The 16,918-nt window shown below is 63.4% G+C and carries 15 protein-coding genes and 1 tRNA gene; 11 read left to right on the plus strand and 5 right to left on the minus strand.

All coding sequences use genetic code 11. The features are described 5' to 3' along the window. The first annotated feature begins 139 nt into the window (after positions 1–139). The 7 genes from J2T57_RS21530 to J2T57_RS21560 all read left to right on the plus strand — a co-directional run bounded on the left by J2T57_RS21530 (position 140) and on the right by J2T57_RS21560 (position 6,739). Positions 140–910 carry a PEP-CTERM sorting domain-containing protein gene (locus J2T57_RS21530; protein WP_253485501.1) on the plus strand — a complete coding sequence of 257 codons (771 nt, stop codon included), beginning with the start codon at positions 140–142 and terminating at the stop codon, positions 908–910. Positions 911–1,208: 298 nt separating this feature from the next. Beyond that, on the plus strand, positions 1,209–2,486 hold the full coding sequence (gene tviB / locus J2T57_RS21535) for a Vi polysaccharide biosynthesis UDP-N-acetylglucosamine C-6 dehydrogenase TviB (RefSeq protein WP_253485518.1): 1,278 nt from the start codon (positions 1,209–1,211) through the stop codon (positions 2,484–2,486). A 427-nt stretch (positions 2,487–2,913) separates the two neighbouring features. Next, a complete protein-coding gene (locus J2T57_RS21540) occupies positions 2,914–4,254 on the plus strand; it encodes a M18 family aminopeptidase (RefSeq protein WP_253485533.1) in 1,341 nt (446 codons plus the stop codon). 15 nt (positions 4,255–4,269) lie between these two features. Then, positions 4,270–5,250, plus strand: coding sequence for a bifunctional biotin--[acetyl-CoA-carboxylase] ligase/biotin operon repressor BirA (gene birA, locus J2T57_RS21545; RefSeq protein WP_253485536.1), 981 nt, complete (start codon positions 4,270–4,272; stop codon positions 5,248–5,250). Beyond that, entirely contained in the window at positions 5,247–5,990 is a 744-nt protein-coding gene (locus J2T57_RS21550; RefSeq protein ID WP_253485553.1) for a type III pantothenate kinase, read from the plus strand. The genes birA and J2T57_RS21550 overlap by 4 nt, the downstream gene beginning before the upstream one ends. Beyond that, positions 5,987–6,634, plus strand: coding sequence for an SPOR domain-containing protein (locus tag J2T57_RS21555; RefSeq protein WP_253485556.1), 648 nt, complete (start codon positions 5,987–5,989; stop codon positions 6,632–6,634). The genes J2T57_RS21550 and J2T57_RS21555 overlap by 4 nt, the downstream gene beginning before the upstream one ends. 29 nt (positions 6,635–6,663) lie before the next feature. Further along, positions 6,664–6,739: transfer RNA gene (locus J2T57_RS21560), tRNA-Thr, on the plus strand. A gap of 21 nt (positions 6,740–6,760) precedes the next feature. Here J2T57_RS21560 and J2T57_RS21565 read toward each other — a convergent pair. The 4 genes from J2T57_RS21565 to coxB are packed head-to-tail and all read right to left on the minus strand — an operon-like array spanning position 6,761 to position 11,055. Next, entirely contained in the window at positions 6,761–7,582 is an 822-nt protein-coding gene (locus J2T57_RS21565; RefSeq protein WP_253485559.1) for a cytochrome c oxidase assembly protein, read from the minus strand. Further along, a complete protein-coding gene (locus J2T57_RS21570) occupies positions 7,573–7,911 on the minus strand; it encodes a hypothetical protein (RefSeq protein WP_253485562.1) in 339 nt (112 codons plus the stop codon). Before J2T57_RS21570 ends, J2T57_RS21565 begins: the two co-directional genes overlap by 10 nt. Beyond that, positions 7,908–10,427: a cytochrome c oxidase subunit I gene (ctaD, locus tag J2T57_RS21575; RefSeq protein ID WP_253485565.1), complete on the minus strand. Its 2,520-nt coding sequence runs from the start codon at positions 10,425–10,427 to the stop codon at positions 7,908–7,910. The genes J2T57_RS21570 and ctaD overlap by 4 nt, the downstream gene beginning before the upstream one ends. Continuing rightward, a complete protein-coding gene (gene coxB / locus J2T57_RS21580) occupies positions 10,420–11,055 on the minus strand; it encodes a cytochrome c oxidase subunit II (protein WP_253485569.1) in 636 nt (211 codons plus the stop codon). Before coxB ends, ctaD begins: the two co-directional genes overlap by 8 nt. Before the next feature lie 111 nt (positions 11,056–11,166). Between coxB and J2T57_RS21585 the strand changes: the two genes are divergently transcribed. Beyond that, the gene (locus J2T57_RS21585) at positions 11,167–11,655 is read left to right on the plus strand and encodes a DUF2231 domain-containing protein (protein WP_253485572.1); all 489 of its coding nucleotides are present in this window, start codon (positions 11,167–11,169) and stop codon (positions 11,653–11,655) included. Positions 11,656–11,678: 23 nt separating this feature from the next. Here the strand turns inward: J2T57_RS21585 and J2T57_RS21590 are convergent, their stop codons facing one another. Continuing rightward, positions 11,679–12,128 (minus strand): HemJ family protein, encoded by a 450-nt coding sequence (locus J2T57_RS21590; protein WP_253485575.1) that lies wholly within the window; start codon positions 12,126–12,128, stop codon positions 11,679–11,681. 855 nt (positions 12,129–12,983) lie between these two features. On the opposite strand from J2T57_RS21590, the gene J2T57_RS21595 reads away from it, so the two are divergent. The 3 genes from J2T57_RS21595 (at position 12,984) to J2T57_RS21605 (ending at position 16,402) form a co-directional block, all read left to right on the plus strand. After that, a complete protein-coding gene (locus J2T57_RS21595) occupies positions 12,984–14,372 on the plus strand; it encodes a TIGR03013 family XrtA/PEP-CTERM system glycosyltransferase (protein WP_436262722.1) in 1,389 nt (462 codons plus the stop codon). A gap of 179 nt (positions 14,373–14,551) precedes the next feature. Then, positions 14,552–15,514, plus strand: a complete 963-nt coding sequence (locus J2T57_RS21600) for an ExeA family protein (RefSeq protein WP_253485581.1) — start codon at positions 14,552–14,554, stop codon at positions 15,512–15,514. Between the two features lie 9 nt (positions 15,515–15,523). Continuing rightward, on the plus strand, positions 15,524–16,402 hold the full coding sequence (locus J2T57_RS21605) for an XrtA system polysaccharide deacetylase (RefSeq protein WP_253485597.1): 879 nt from the start codon (positions 15,524–15,526) through the stop codon (positions 16,400–16,402). Positions 16,403–16,918 lie beyond the last annotated feature (516 nt).

A 16,918-nucleotide genomic window follows, 5' to 3' on the forward strand; every position in this document is an offset into this window, starting at 1 on the left:
GCATCGAAGAACTGCTGCCCTGGAATCTGCCAGAGCTTCGTCCGGCGGACTGATCGCAACGCACATCGTCAAGGCGGTGTTGCCCGGACGCTTACCCATCAATCGAAATACGGGATTTTGTTCGACCCAGGAGGTAGCAATGAAAATGCAAGCCGTGTATCCACTGCCGCTGGGCGTGGCTGCAGTCGGGCTGCTGTTCGGAGCTCCAATAGCTAAGGCAGCCCCGATGGTTTTCTTCGGTGAAGACCAGGACGCCAACCAGACCGTACCGGCGGACTCGGAGGCCGTAGACGCCCAGGAGGGCTTTCTCGACAACCTCGAAGGGGTCAGGGTCGAGGATTTCGCCGATGTCGACGAAGGCGAGGTGTTTCCCATCGACATTGATTTCGATGGCATCTCGGCCACCCTGGATGGAACGTCCGATGTCGGCAATACGGGCGTAACCAGTAACAACATTTCGGGCCGCTTCCCCGTAGTGGGGGACAAGTATCTCAATGTAGGCACCAGCGACGCGGCGGGGTTCGAGCTCGAGTTCTCGGAGCCTCAGGTCGCTTTCGGGTTTTTCGCCACCGATGTTGGAGACTTTGACGGTAACCTCGAACTCACGCTGGATGGCGAACGTAACTATGTTGTCGATAACACCATTGGCTCCTTCATGACAGGCGCACTGTTGTTCTGGGGCATTGTCGACGAGGAAAACCCGTTCCAGACCGTGTCGTTCGAGAATAGCGACGAGGACTGGAGAGACGCTTTCGGTTTCGACGGTTTCACCATCGGGTCGGAAGCCCAACTGGTTGATCGGGATCCGCAAGCTGTGCCGACGCCCGGCACCTTGACGCTGCTGGCCGCCGGCCTGATGGGGCTCGCATTCACCAGGCTGACGAGAGGTGCCAGGCGCGCTCCCGGCTGATTCGCCCAGAATCAGTCGGCTTGACCCCCGGTGACGTGTGAAACCTGTTGATCGCCGGTCGCCTAACCCGAAACCCCGACGGGATAACACCCCGCCGGGGTTTTTCTTTTTCCAGTACACCCCACACCTGCGGTAACCTTGCCCACACGCCGAAACGGTGCGTTACGCGCTGCGCGCTAACACACCCTACGGAACGGCACGGCCCGCGTAGGGTGTGTTAGGCCAACGGCCGTAACGCACCGAATTAACGATCGCCTGGGCACCTCACCCGACCGTCAAACCGAACAACGGATAACGCATGGACCTCAGCAACGTCAGGATCGGAATCATCGGGCTCGGCTATGTGGGTCTGCCGCTCGCCGTGGAGTTCGGAAAACGCTACTCCGTTGTCGGCTTTGACATCAATGCCGACCGCATCAACGCGCTATCCAACGGCGTCGACCGCACGCGGGAGGTCTCGTCCGACGAGCTGAGACAGGCCCGAGATCTGCAGTTCGCCGATGACACGGCAGCGCTTGCCGAGTGCAACGTCTATATCGTCACCGTCCCGACACCGATCGACCGCTACCATCGGCCGGATCTCGGCCCGCTGCTGTCCGCGAGCCAAACCGTCTCGACGGTGCTCTCGCCCGGTGACGTCGTGATCTATGAGTCGACGGTCTACCCGGGCGCCACGGAAGACGACTGTGTGCCGGTACTCGAGCAGAGTTCGGGCCTGCGATACAACCAGGACTTCTACTGCGGCTACAGCCCGGAGCGCATCAACCCCGGTGACAAGGCGCATCGGGTCTCGGATATCGTCAAGGTGACGTCGGGCTCGACACCGGCAATCGCCGGGTTCATTGACGAACTCTATAAGTCGATCATTACGGCCGGCACCCATCGCGCCGAAAGCATTCGCGTGGCGGAGGCTGCCAAGGTCATCGAGAACACCCAGCGCGACGTCAACATCGCCCTCATCAACGAACTCGCCATCCTCTTCAATCGCCTGGGCATCGATACCCAGGCGGTGCTGGAGGCGGCTGGCAGCAAGTGGAATTTCCTCCCTTTCCGGCCTGGGCTGGTTGGTGGGCACTGCATTGGTGTCGACCCCTATTACCTCACGCACAAGGCGCAGTCGGTGGGGCATCATCCGGAGATGATTCTCGCCGGGCGCCGCATCAACGATGGGATGGGGCACTACGTCGCCGCAGAGGTGGTCAAGCTGCTGGCAACCAGTTCGCTGCCCGTAGCCGGTGCACGGGCCCTGGTGATGGGCCTGACCTTCAAGGAAAACTGCCCGGATCTGCGCAACACCCGTGTGGTCGACACCATCCGCGAGCTGGAGACCTACGGCATTCAGGTGGATGTGCATGACCCCTGGGTGGATGCCGACGAGGCGATGGCGGAGTACGGAATCCGTCCTCTCCCCTCAATGCCGGATGAAAGCGCCTACGATGCCGTAGTGCTCGCCGTTGCACACCAGGAGTTCCGGGAGCTGAGTGCGGCGGACGTCCGCAAGGCGCTCAAGCCGGGCGGTGTTCTGTATGACATCAAGCACCTCTTTGCCCGTGATGAGGTTGATGGGCGGCTTTAGGTGGCCTGCCGAACGTTGTTTCGGTGCGTTACGCGCTGCGCGCTAACAGCACCCTACGGCGGGCAAGGCCACCCGTAGGGTGTGTTAGGCCACAGGCCGTAACGCACCGAATCAGCGACGGGCAAGGCCACCCGTAGGGTGCGTTAGGCCAAAGGCCGTAACGCACCGAATCGGCGACGGGCAAGGCCACCCGTAGGGTGTGTTAGGCCACAGGCCGTAACGCACCGAATCGGCGACGGGCAAGGCCACCCGTAGGGTGCGTTAGGCCGAAGGCCGTAACCCACCGAATCGGCGGCGGGCACGGCCACCCGTAGGGTGCTGTTAGCGCGCAGCGCGTAACGCACCGAAAAAACGCCGACAAAACCACATCGCAAACCCCCCGCCCGCTCTTTGGTAAACTACCGGCACACGTTCAAGGGAAACAGGCATGTCGTTGACCAATGACGAGCGCGTCGCCGCTCAAGCGCTCCTCGACTTCATCGATGTCTCGCCCAGCCCCTGGCATGCCGTTGCCAATATGGTCCAACGGCTTGAAGGCGCTGGCTTCACGGCACTGGACGAGCGCGCCCCGTGGACGCTGGAGCCGAACCGGGGTTATTACGTGGTCCGCGACGGTTCCTCCCTGATCGCCTTTCACACGGGTGACGGCGCCGTTGCGGATCACGGCTTTCGCGGCATCGGCGCCCATACCGACTCACCCGGGTTTCGCATCAAGCCCGCACCCGTCAAGCGCCAGGCCGGGCTCGACACTCTGGGGGTGGAAGTCTATGGCGGCCCGATACTCGCCACCTTCGCCGATCGCGACCTCACCCTTGCCGGTCGCGTTCTTGTTCGGGACGACGCCAGCGGCGACATCACCCCGCATCTGTTTCATGGCCAGCAGCCCATGCTGCGGCTGCCGAACCTGGCCATTCACCTGAACCGCACCGTCAACACCGAGGGCCTGAAGTACGACCTCCAGGATGAACTGCCACTTATCCTCGGCACGCTGCAATCCGAATTGCCGGGGCAAGACGCCTTCCGCGAGATACTTGCCAAACAGGTAGGCGCGTCCACCGCCAGTGTGCGTGCCTGGGAACTGGCCGTCGCCGACACCCAGCCCGGCGCCTTCTTCGGCCTGGGTGAAGCCTTCATCGCAAACAGCCAACTGGACAACCTGGCCTCCTGTCACGCCGGGCTCGAAGCGTTGTTGACGGCGAAGGACAAAGGCTCCGGCGTCCGCTTCATCGCCTACTTCGATCATGAGGAAATCGGCAGCCGCAGCTTCAAGGGGGCAGAAAGCCCGTTCCTGCCCGACACCCTGGAGCGTATCGCCGAGAGCTTCAACGTGACCGGCGCCGATTATCGGCGCGCGCTCAACCAGAGCCTGATCCTCAGCGCCGACATGGCCCATGCTCACCATCCCAATTACGCACGCTACTATGATCTTGAGCATGCGCCCCGACTCAACGAAGGCCCGGTCATCAAGATCAACGTGAATCAGCGCTATGCCACCGATGGCGTCGCCGAGGCCATTTTCGAGGGGCTGTGTCAGGAAGCGGACGTGCCCGTGCAAAAGTATGTACACCGCAATACGCTTCCCTGCGGCAGCACCATCGGCCCGATTACCGCCGGCCGGATTGGCGTTCGCTGCGTTGATGTGGGCAACGCCATGTGGTCCATGCACTCGCTGCGCGAGAGCGCCGGCGCCGCGGATCATGACAAGATGATCCGGGTCATGACCCATTTCTTCCAGCGCGATCGCCTGCCGCAATTGGCAAGCGCCTGACCACGAGCGAGCACAATGCGTTACGGCCGGCTACAAGATCTACTCACAATCCTGGCCGATGGCCGCCCCCACTCCGGCGAGGCGGTGGGTTTGCAACTCGGCATCAGCCGCGCCGCTGTCTGGAAGCTGGTGGACCAGGCTCGTCACGCCGGGCTTGAAGTGCTTGCCGTGCCCGGCGCAGGTTACCGTCTGCCTGCGCCACTGGTGCTGCTGGATGAGACGCGCATCAAGTCGGAGCTGGGCGAAACGGCGGACACCTTCGCCAGCCTCCTTACCGTGATTGCCACGCCTTCCACCAACGAGGAACTGCTGGGCCGAATAGCCGCGATCGACGCGCCCCATGCACTCCTGGCCGAGCACCAGTCCGCCGGCCGCGGTCGCCGTGGTCGTGACTGGCATTCGCCCATGGGCGCAAGCCTGTATCTATCCGTGGCCTGGCCGCTGGACCTTCCCGTGGCCGGGCTTTCCGGGCTCAGCCTCGCGGCCGGGCTTGCGGTGGCGGAATCCGTGGATGCCACCTGCGGCCTGCGCACCGGGCTAAAGTGGCCGAACGACCTTTACGTCGACAACAAGAAGATCGGTGGCATCCTGGTGGAAGTCTCCGGCTCGCCAGAGGGCCCCTGCAAGGCGGTGGTCGGTATCGGGCTCAATTGTCGCTTGCCGGACGATGACAACGACACCATTTCCCAACCCTGGACGGACCTCTACCGCGCCTGCGGCCGCCCGGTGGATCGCAACAGCCTCGCGGTGTCGATCCTGAAATCCCTGGCGGTGAACCTTCCCCGTTTCGAACACCAGGGCTTCGCGCCGTTCATGGAATCCTGGAACCAGCGCGACATCCTCAAGGATCAACCCGTCACCCTGATGCTCGGCGCTGAGACCGCCAACGGTGTCGCCCGGGGCGTGAATGATTTCGGCGCCCTGTTGCTCGACCAGAACGGGACGCAACGCAGCGTCGCCGGCGGAGACGTCAGCCTGCGCCCCGCCCGACCATGAATCTGTTGATCGACATCGGTAACTCCCGCATCAAGTGGCGAGCGGCGGAGCAACGACGCCTTCAGTTGGGTGATGCGGTTCCACGAGGGGGGCAGGACGCACTCCAGCGGCTGAAAACCGCATGGTCGTCGCTGCCTGCGCCAGACACCGTGCTGGCAACCTCGGTGGCCGACCCCGCATCCCACGCCGACCTGCAGGCGCTGGTCAGCCGACTCTGGCGGCGGGATATGCAGTTCCTCACGTCCGTGCCAGAGCAGCTCGGCGTCCGCAACGCCTACCCGATACCGGGGAATCTCGGGCCGGATCGCTGGGCAGCGCTGCTGGGCGCGTGGGTGCGCGGCCTCGCCCCCTGCTGCATCGTCGATGCCGGCACCGCCGTCACCATCGATGTGCTGGATTGTACAGGCCAGTACCGGGGTGGCATGATCTTCGCCGGACTTGGCCTCAGCCGCCGTGCGCTTACCGAACGTGCCCATCGCCTGCCGCCCATTGTCGACGGCGACCTGCCGCCGCTGGCCACCGACACCGTGGAGGCCATCCGCCTCGGCACCACCGAGGCGCTGATTGGTGCCGTTGCCCGCGGCGTGCAGCGCTGTCGACAGCAGCATCGCGATCTGCGCCTGCTGGTCACCGGCGGCGATGCCGAGCTCCTTGTCGGTTCGCTGCCAGAGCTTGAGCCGCAGTTACATGCGGATCTGGTTTTCCAGGGGCTCGCCGCCGTTGCCGAGGAGGGTGGATGAGAGCGCTGTTCGTGCTCCTGCTGCTCAGCAACGCACTGGTTTTCGTCTACTTCCAGTGGTGGTCGCCGCGGGAGGTGCCGCCGCCGGAACCCGCTTTCCCTGTCGGTGGCAGCCTCACGCTGGTGGGCGAGACCGAGCAGAGCGCAGAAGACGGCGAGCAAGCCACCGCCCCCGCGGAGCCCCGAGCCCCGAACGACACCGCGCTGGCAGGCCCGATCTGTTATCGCAGCCCCAGCCTGGGCGGCAGTCAGGCCGCTGAGGCGACACGTGCCCGGGATGCCGGCGACGCCATGCGCAGCGAGATCCGCGAAGAGCAGGTCAGCGTGACCATTGGCTACTGGGTCTACCTGCCGCCGTTGGAGAGCCGGGAGGCCGCGCTCGCGCAGGTCGCCGAGTTGGCCGAGGCCGGTGTGGAAGACGTGGTCGTCGTCACGGACAACATCTACACCAACGCCGTCTCCCTGGGCGTGTTCAGCAATGAAGAGCGGGCGGCGTTGCGCCGGGATGAACTGGTGGCGCTGGGGTTCCCTGCCGAAAGTGGCGAACGTGAGCGGTTGCAGACGCAATATTATGTGGTCGCCGAATGGCCCCGCCAGCCCAGCATCATCCCCGCCGAGTGGCGCGTCGTTGATTGTCAGGCCTAGGGCGCTTGCACTACTATTGCTGATTGAATGCTGGCGTAGCTCAGTTGGTAGAGCAGCTGATTTGTAATCAGCAGGTCGCGGGTTCGACTCCTGTCGCCAGCTCCACATTTTTTTCAAGACCGGCATCTACCCTTCCACCTCCATCCGGCGCTGAAGCTGGCGATACCAGCGGTGGGCAATCCAGCCTGCGGCGAGCAGGTACGGGACGCCGCCCACCACCCACATGATCAGCCCGGCCAGTTGCTGGTCGGCGAGCCCGCGGGCCTCGCCGTAGAGGGGCGCATTGGCAAACGTCAGGATCGCGCCAAGAAACCCGGTATGCATCAGCGTGAACAACACCGCCAATAGCGCCCAGGGTGCCCTTCTGGCGCTGCTCTTCAGTACCGCCCACCAGAACAACCCTGCGGTCAGCAGAAAGCACGCATGCTCCAGCGCGTGCCACCAAGGGTTCTCTACCGCCACCCTGTAGAAGTAAGGCGTATGCCAGAACCAGATGGCGGCCGCGTGCAGGTAGGCCACCGTCATGGGTCGCTGGACCAGTGGGAGCAGGGCGTTCCAGACGGTCGCGAAGAACCTTCCCGCGCCCCTGGCAAGCTGCTGCAACGGTTGGCTCAACACCCAGAGCGGCGCGACAACCACCATCAGCAGCATGTGTTGAACCATGTGCGCGGCAGTGCTCGTCTTTGCCCAGCCGTCCAGCGGGCCGAACAGGGCCAGAGCGCAAACCAGCGCCGTGGCGTGAAACAGGGCAGCGTGAACCGCCGGCGGCCGTCGGCGCAGCGAACCGAGCAGATAAGCGACCCAGAACAGCAACAGCAGCGCAGCGCCGGATAGCCCGGCCAGTTCCGCGTGTCCCGTGCTGGTGATTGGGTTGTGGGCCCACAACCCAGCGCTCCACGCCAGTGCAGCGCCGCCAATCAAGGCAGGCAGGGTACGCATCACACACATGGCGGGTAGACCATCACCGGCAGGCCGACCGCCAGGGTTGACACCGCAGAGACCAGGTAGACGCTCAGGGAAACCCGCACCACGAAGCGGTGCTCGCCATCAACGGCCGTCACCTGCCAGCAACGCCATGCCGCCCAGGCAAGCAGGGCGGTCACGAGCAGTGTGAGCAGCAGAAGAAGCCCATTGATCCAGGTCACCGGCCCCGCGGCCGGCGCAGGCGGGGCGAAGGCGCAGCCCACGGATAACCCGCCGTAAATAGTGACGAACCAGATGCTCCAGATCACCAGCCCTGCGAACAGGTGCACGGGGTGCGTCCAGCCGGGGATCATGACGGGCTCCCCCACGCCATCGGCAGCAGCAGGAATACCACCACGCTAAGCCAGAACACAGCACCGGTGTACACCCAGAACGGGCGCAGCACCACTGGCTCATACGGCACCCGGCGGCCGACGTAGCCACGCCCCACACGCACCGCCTGCATCAGGGTCAGCAGCGTCGCCAGGCTGCCATGGCCAAGAACATAAAGCAGCATCACCAGCAGCACCGCATCGTGGGCCAGCTCCGTGGGCGCCAGAGAAGCATTCCACAGCGCCCAAAGCAGCAATACGGCATGCACCGATCCCATCACGCCAATGCGCCAGAACCGGCCCTGCAGCCCCTGGTCAACGCCGCGCCGCAGGGCGCGCACGGCACCCTCGTAGTCAACCCAGGCCACGGTCAGTGCCACGCCGCTGGCCACCACCAGCCACAACGCGATCGGCTCGCCGTCTGGAACAGTCCAACCCGGCGACGCGGTCCAGAGATACAACCAGCCAAAGATCAGCGACAGGTAGAACGTGCCGTTGGCCATCAGCGTTACCACCATGCCCCACAGCCCCGGTCCGTTGGTGGTGCGGGAATGCAGCGGTGGATCGTGGTGTTCGTCATCTAGCAGCGGTGCGGCGCAGGGGTGGGCGCCGTTCTCCCAGCTCCAGCGCAGCAAGAAGACCAGCGCGACTGCGATGCCGAGCAGCGCCAGCGGATACACACGAATCAACAGGCTGATGCAGACCACGGCAAGCGCCAGCGCGGCGAAAAGTGGCCACCAGGAGTTTCCGGAAAGATGAATCACCTCGCGGACCTTGCCGGTAATCGCGTCGGAGCCGTAGGTCTCCCGCCGTCCATGGGAGATGTCCGTGAGGCCGTGGGCGCCGGCGGCGATGCTGTCGTGCAGGTCCGGGGACGCCCACAAGGGATGCCGGGTCCGGATGTCGGGGAGGCTGGCGAAGTTGTACGACACCGGCGGCGTTCCCGTGGCCCACTCCAGGGTATCCGCATTCCAGGGGTTCCGGGGCGCCGGCCGGCCAAAGCGGAAATGCAGGGCAATATCCAGGATGATCATGGCGACCCCTGCCGCCATGATGAACCCGCCCACCGACGACAGCAGGTTCAACCAGTCCCAGCCCAGACCGGTTTCGTAGGTGTAGACCCGGCGCGGCATGCCCAGCAGCCCGGTGAGGTGCATCAGCAGAAAGGTGACGTTGAAACCGATGAACGTCAGCCAGAAGCCCCAGTTGCCCAGAATGTGCGTCGGCATGCGCCCCGAGACGTGGGGCAACCAATAGTAGAACCCGGCGATCAGCGGGAAAAACATGCCCCCCACCAGCACGTAGTGCAGATGCGCCACCACGAAGTGGGTGTCGTGCACCTGCCAGTTGAACGGAACCAGCGCCAGCATCACGCCGGTGAGCCCGCCGCAGACGAACACCACCAGAAAGCCGATGATCCAGAGCATGGGCAGGCTGTAGACCACCCGGCCTGTCCATAGCGTTGCCAGCCAGGCGAACACCTGGATGGCTGTCGGCACGGCGACCAGCATGCTGGCAACGGAAAAGAATGCCAGCGCCAGCTTCGGGATGCCGATGCTGAACATGTGGTGCACCCAGAGCCCGAAGCTGATGAACCCGGTGAGAATGATGGCGAGCACCAGCCATCGGTAACCGACAATCGGCCGCTGCGAGAACACGGGGATCAGTGTCGAGATGATGCCCGCGGCGGGCAGGAAGATGATGTAGACCTCGGGGTGGCCGAACAGCCAGAACAGGTGCTGCCAGAGGATCGGGTCGCCGCCGCCGGCGACATCGAAAAACGGCATCCCCACGGCGCGTTCCAGCTCCAGCAGCACGCTGGCGAGAATCAGCGGCGGGAAGCCGAAGACGATCATCAGCGCCGTGGCCAGGATGTACCAGCAGAAGAGCGGCATCCGCCGCAGCGACATGCCATTGGCGCGGCTACGCAGAATGGAGACGGTCAGCTCGATACCCGCCGCCATGGCCGAGATCTCGACAAAGGTGATCCCCAGCAACCAGAAATCCGACCCCGGCCCTGGCGCGTACTCGGCGCTGCTGAGCGGCGTGTACATGAACCAGCCGGAGTCAGGCGACACGCCAAGCACCGTGCTCGACAGGATGATCAGGCCGCCGAACAGGTAGCAGTAGTAGCCAAACGAACTGATTCGCGGGAACACCAGGTCCCGGGCGCCAATCAGCTTCGGAATCATGTACAGCGCGATCCCCTCCAGCACGGGGATCGCGAACAGAAACATCATCACCGTGCCATGCATGGTGAAAAGCTGGTTGTAAATATCGGCGCTGACGATGTCCTGCTCTGGCAAGGCGAGCTGGGTGCGCATCAGCATCGCCATCACGCCGGCGATGAGGAAGAAAACCACGCCGGTGACAATGAAGCGCAGGCCGATGGTGGTGTGGTTGACCGCAGATAGGGTCCGCCAGCCCGGCGGGTTCGCCCAGACGCGGTCGAAGCGCTGGTGCATTGCCTGCTGTTCGTCCGTGCGCGCCTCAGTCATCGTCCTGCGCCGCCTGTTGCAGCCACTCGTCGAAGGCCTCCTGGGCATGCGCCTCGACGGTGAAATGCATATGGGCATGACCGACACCGCAGAACTCGGCGCATCGGCCCTGGAACGTGCCCGTCTCATCGGCCTCGAGCCTGAGCACGTTGGTGTGGCCGGGAATCGCGTCGAGTTTGCCGGCAAGCCGCGGCACCCAGAACGAGTGGATCACGTCCTCGCTGGTGACGTGGACGTGCACGGGAACGCCAACGGGAATATGCAATTCGTCCCTGAGGGTGATGCCCTCATTCGGATAGGACACCGCCCACCACCAACGGTGGGCGGTCACGTCGATCCGCAGCACGTCCTCGTCCGCGGCTAGTGGGGTCATGTTGTGGCCCATGGGAATGCCGAACCCGAGCAGGGCGGTAATGCTCACCAGCGGCAGCACGAAGCCACCACCGATGATCCAGCGGTTTTGCACACGCTGGGCCTGCTGGTCGCCGACCTCGCCGGGATCCCGCCGTATGGCGTAGAGCCACAGGGCAACAACCACGATCAGCACCAGGGTCGAAAACGCGAACATCCCCCACCACAGCCAGGCGGTGGAGGCCGCCGCAGGGCCGGCCGGGTCGAGTGTGGACAACGGTCCACTGCATCCGGCAAGCAGCAGGGAGGTGAATAGCAGGCCAAATGGGACTAGGCTTTCAGCGGACACGCGCCGATCGACCGCACCCCCTGACGGTGCCGGAGAGACATGATGAACCAGGCACCGATTATCAGCCGCATGTCCATCCGTGGGCACCCGCTCCACCCGGTACTCATACACTTCCCGGTGGCCGCCTTGCTCATGCTGGTGGGCACCGATGTTGCCTATTTCTTCACCGGCGACTTCTTCTGGGCCAGAGCCGGCCTCTGGCTGGCTGGTGTCGGCGCACTGGGGGGCTGGGTGTCCGGCCTGGCCGGGCTGGTGGATCTGGTCACCGTTGCGCGCATCCGGCGGTTGGTCACGGCCTGGTCCCACGCAGTGATCGCCGTCATGCTGCTGTCGCTGGCATCCTTCAACTGGCTGATCCGCGTTGGTGATCCGGCCGCCTTTATCCTGCCGTGGGGCGCGTACATCTCGCTGCTCACGGCCGGGTTGGTCGCCATCGCCGGGTTCCTCGGTGGTCAGCTTGTGTACGAGTACGCAGTCGGCGTCGGTGTGGACGACGCGCCGGAAAAACAGGCCCAGGGCAAGGTCTGAACCCTGCCCCCGGGCGCCACGTGTCACTGCGCCCATTGCGGCGCCTCCAGCGGCGGTTTCGCCAGTACCAGCCACAGGACTGTCGCCATCAGCAGGCACAGGGTGACGGCGAGCAACCAGGTCCAGAGCCGCGTCCACCCGGCCGTGCCGCGGCCCGCGTGGAGGATCAGAACCCCGGTCAGCGCGTGACACAACACAATACCGGTCACCAGAGTCAACTTGGCGACGAGCCAGACTTCCGCCGTGCGCTCGAGCAGAAAGATTCCTGTCCCGGACATGATGGCGACCAGTGCCGCCGGTGTTGCCACGTGGGTGTGGATGAATCGTGCCAGAGAGGCGTGGTGTAACGGTGCCTCAGCCTCGCTGATCTGCGCACGACCGGTCTCAACCGCGGCAATCAGCGCAGGCAGGTAGAGCAGCGCCGCGGCCCAGCACAGCAGCGCAACGATGTGGAGCACGAGAAGCCAGAGCATTCAGAGCCTTGGTCAGTTCGTATTCGACGGTGTGCTCTGCCAATATGCCCGTTGCATCCGGATTCGTCGGTGCGCTATGCGATTGGTGCCGAACAGCGGAAAGGGTAAGATCGTGGCATGGGCCATGGCCATCGTGGGAACGGTGCGTTACGCGCTGCGCGCTAACACACCCTACGGCGGGCACGGCCCACGTGACGGGTACGGTCGACGTGACGGGCACGGCGAAATGTAGGGTGTGTTAGGCCAAAGGCCGTAACGCACCGCAACAGCGTTTGTTGACGTCCGCCCCACGCCCAAAGCGCCAATGCACCGTAAGTGTGCACAAAAACACCTACAAACGTCGCCAAACGGCAACAAGTCAACGCATTCGTCCCCACACCCCAACAAAAATTTCTGTGAACGCTATCACTCTACGGATTGTCGGTGTATCGTAGACGCAGAAAGTGAACAGCGAGGCAAAGGCATTAAAGCCCGCCTCGATGACTTCACTTTGAAGGGAACGCCCGGGGGGGCGTGAAGGTGGTACCCGGAGGTTCAAAGCCTCGCCGCCACCTTCGACAAGCGCAAACTGGCAATACCCAACGCCATACCAAATGAGGCCCAAGCCTCGCCCATATAATGCGTTGGTGTCTTGACAGTCTGCATGGGTGGACCTGGTTAAGGGTGGGCCTTCACCAGGGGTTCCGAAGGGGGCGACCTCTTCCGAACTTCCCGGTGGCGGAACTGACCTCGCACCGATCTCACCAGTCATGTCATCGCTATCTATAATCAGATGCGGGGACGACTGCTGGTGGATGGTCGGTCGCGCTGGCGGAGTCCGGCACGCAGGGAATAGAGAACAGGAATAAGGATATGATTCGGCTGTTCAGTCACTATGTGCCGCGCAATACGCTGTTCATCGCGTTATTCGAAGCACTGCTACTTGCGCTGTCCGTTTATCTTGCTGTGTACATTTCCGCTGGTGGCCTTCACGGCGATGCGCTGTCCATCCGGCCGGAAGCGGCGCTGTTGTTCGCGGGTGTCATGCTCGCCGCCATGCTGTTCATGGGCTTGTATGGCCAGGCCTCCGTTGAGGGTTGGACGGGCGTGTTCTTCCGCCTGGTCGCGGCGTTCGCGCTTGGCCTCAGCATGCTCTACGGCCTGCACCTGGCAGTGGACCTGAGCGACTGGGTTGCAGGCCCGGCCCCCATCAGTGCCGCCATCGCGCTAGCCGCCATTTCCGCCGAACGGCTCGTGTTCAGCCGCTGGCGTCAGGCGGCGGTGCTCAAACCCCGCGTTCTCGTGCTCGGCACCGGCTCCCGCGCCGCCCAGGTGGATCGTCTGCTGCGGGCGTCCACCGCCGGTACCATGCCGCGCATTGTTGGGTTCGTCCCCTTCAAGGAAAGCGATCACCACGTACCCAGTCGTTACGTCCTCGAGCTTGCCGATGGCGAATCCGTCGTTGACCTGGTCGATCGTTACAAGATCAACGAGTTGGTCGTTGGCGTGCGCGACCGGCGCGCCGGTGGCATGCCAGTGGACGACCTGCTGGCGTGCAAACTCCGGGGCGTGAAGGTCACCGAGCTGTCGTCGTTCTTCGAGCGCGAGAGCGGCCAGATCCGCCTTGAGTCACTGAACGCAAGCTGGCTGATCTTCGGCGAGGGCTTCCGCCAGAACTGGCTGCGCACGGTGATGAAGCGCAGCTTCGATATTGCCGCAAGCCTCGCACTGCTGGTCGTGACGCTGCCGGTGATGCTGCTGACCGCGCTGGCCATTCTGCTCACCATGGGCAGCCCGATCTTCTACAGGCAGGTGCGCGTGGGGCAGGGTGGTCGTCACTTCAGCATCTACAAGTTCCGCAGCATGCGGAATGATGCCGAGGCCAACGGCGCTGTCTGGGCCCGCAGTAACGACGACCGCATCACCCCAGTGGGTCACGTCATTCGCAAGCTGCGCATCGACGAACTGCCCCAGATCATCAACGTGCTGAAGGGCGAAATGAGCTTTGTCGGTCCGCGCCCGGAGCGCCCGGAGTTCGTGGCTGATCTTGAAGAGCAGATTCCGTTCTACGACGCCCGCCACAGCATCAAGCCGGGTATCACGGGCTGGGCGCAGGTGCGCTACCCGTACGGGGCGTCGATCCGTGATGCACAGGAAAAGCTGCAGTACGACCTCTACTACGTCAAGAACCACACCCTGTTTCTTGATCTGGCGATCATGATGCAGACGGTTGAAGTGGTGCTCTGGCGCAAGGGCTCACGCTGAATTGAGTCGACCGCCGCGCCGCGTCGGGCAAGCCCCGGCGCGGCGCGCGGTGTTCATGGGGGCGGCTTTTCACGTATCCTGTAACGCTGTCAAAGGCCCAGGCCCACCCTATGTATCTTGAGCATTTCCAACTGAAGGAATTCCCCTTCCGCCTCACGACCGATGAAGATTTCTTCTTCATGAGTCGCGGGCACGCCAGGGCCAAGGCCTACATGAACTACACCCTGGTGAGCAAGGACGGGTTCGTGGTCATCACCGGCGAAATCGGCGCTGGCAAGACCACGCTGCTGCACAAGCTCATCACCGAGCTGGGTGACGATGTCATTCTCGCCCACATCGACCAGACACAGCTCAATGAGACTGAATTCCTGCAGGCCGTCTGCAGCGCCTTTCAGCTGGAAATCGCCAACGCCGGCAAGGTCGAGCTCATCAACCGCCTGCGTAAGTTCCTGCTGCGCATGGCGAAGTCCGACCGGCGGGTCGTGCTTGCCGTCGACGAAGCCCAGAGCCTGTCCTACGGTGTTCTGGAAGAGATCCGGCTCATGTCCGGTATCGAGAGCAACAAGTCCAAGCTCATGAGCGTGATGCTGCTCGGTCAGCCGGAACTCGATCGCGTGGTCAGCAGCCCGCAGATGGAGCAGCTCGCCCAGCGCGTTCGCCTGCGCATGCACCTTGGCCCCATGAGCGAGGAAGAGAGCCGGGACTACATCATGCACCGGCTCACCGTGGCCGGGGCGCGCTACACCGACATCTTCGAAGAAGACGCCTATCAGGTCATCCAGAAGTACGCTGGCGGCATCCCGCGACTGATCAATTCCATCTGCGACATGGCACTGCTCACTGCGTACGTAGAGGAGAAACACCGCATCTCCGCCGATGCCGTCGAGCAGGCTGCGAAAGAACTGGAGTGGATGCCCTTTGAGCAGCGCCAGGCCCGCAAGCGCATGAATGGCAGTACGCCAATGCTCGCCCGTGCCCATATCAACGGTGGCCTTGAACCGGACGCCGAGGTGGTTGAGTTCAGTCACGCGATCCAGTCCGCCATCGCCAACGTTTCCAGCGGCTTCGATGGCTTGCGGCAGGATCTGCAAGCAATCGAAAAGCAGCTCGCGGAAGTCGTCAAACGGCTGGATAAGCGGTAGTCTTCCTCCATGAAAAACGCGCTCACCATCGACGTCGAAGACTACTTCCAGGTTGCCGCCCTGTCGGAGACTATCCGCCCGGAAGACTGGAACCAGCACGAGCTTCGGGTTGAGAAAAACACCCATCGGCTGCTCGACATGTTCGATGAGGTCGATGTGAAGGCGACGTTTTTCGTCCTCGGCTGGGTGGCGGAGGCCTGCCCCCGCCTGGTGCCGGAGATCGTCAAACGCGGCCACGAGGTGGCGAGCCACGGCTACAGCCATCAACTCGTCTACGAGCAGACGCCGGACGTCTTCCGCCAGGAGACGGCGCGCTCGAAAACGATACTGGAAAATCAGGCGCAGCGGCCGATCATTGGTTATCGAGCGGCCAGCTATTCCATCACCAAGGAATCCCTCTGGGCGCTGGATATTCTCGCCGAGCAGGGCTTTGTGTGGGATTCCAGCATCTTTCCCGTCAAGCACGACCGCTATGGCATCCCGGGAGCGGAGCGCTGGCCGCATCGTCTGGAGACGCCGTCTGGCCATGAATTGATCGAGTTCCCGCTGACCACGCTGAAGATCGGGCCGCTGAACCTGCCGATTGCCGGTGGCGGTTACTTCCGCCTCTACCCCTACGCCTTCAGCCGTGCCGGCCTGGGGCGCGTCAACCGGGCCGATGAACAGCCGTTCATCTTCTACCTGCACCCCTGGGAGCTCGACCCTGGCCAGCCCCGCATCAAGGCAAGCTGGAAGTCCCGCTTCAGGCATTACAACAACCTGGACAAATGCGAAGGCAGGCTGAAGCAGCTCCTCAAGGATTTCGAATTCGACACCGTCGGCAACGTCCTCACCGACCAGGGCCTCCCCATCCAATTCACCGAGCCCCAGCATCGTAGGGTGTGTTAGCGCGCAGCGCGTAACGCACCGAGCCCAACATCCGATCAAGCCAGTGCCCCTACCATCGCCGACGCGGTGCGTTACGGCCTTCGGCCTAACAGCACCCTACATTTGCCCGTGCCCCATGCCGACGATATGCCCGCCGCCGATGCGGTGCGTTACGGCCTTCGGCCTAACGGCACCCTACACTTGGACATGCCCCCATGCCCACGACATGTCCGCCGCCGACGCGGTGCGTTACGGCCTTCGGCCTAACGGCACCCTACATTTGGCCGTGCCCCATGCCGACGATATGCCCGCCGACGCGGTGCGGTGCGTTACGGCCTTCGGCCTAACGGCACCCTACATTTGGCCGTGCCCCATGCCCACGACGCGCCCACCGTAGGGTGCCGTTAGCGCGCAGCGCGTAACGCACCGAAACAACGCCCGATATCCGACGTCAACTACTTTGACCGGTCGACGACAATTAAAGTGGCCGGTCGGTGGGCGTAGTTGTCGTTAGCTTTCCAGCGTGCTCTTCTGCTC

It is taken from the genome of Natronocella acetinitrilica (assembly GCF_024170285.1).
GTDB lineage: Bacteria > Pseudomonadota > Gammaproteobacteria > Nitrococcales > Aquisalimonadaceae > Natronocella > Natronocella acetinitrilica.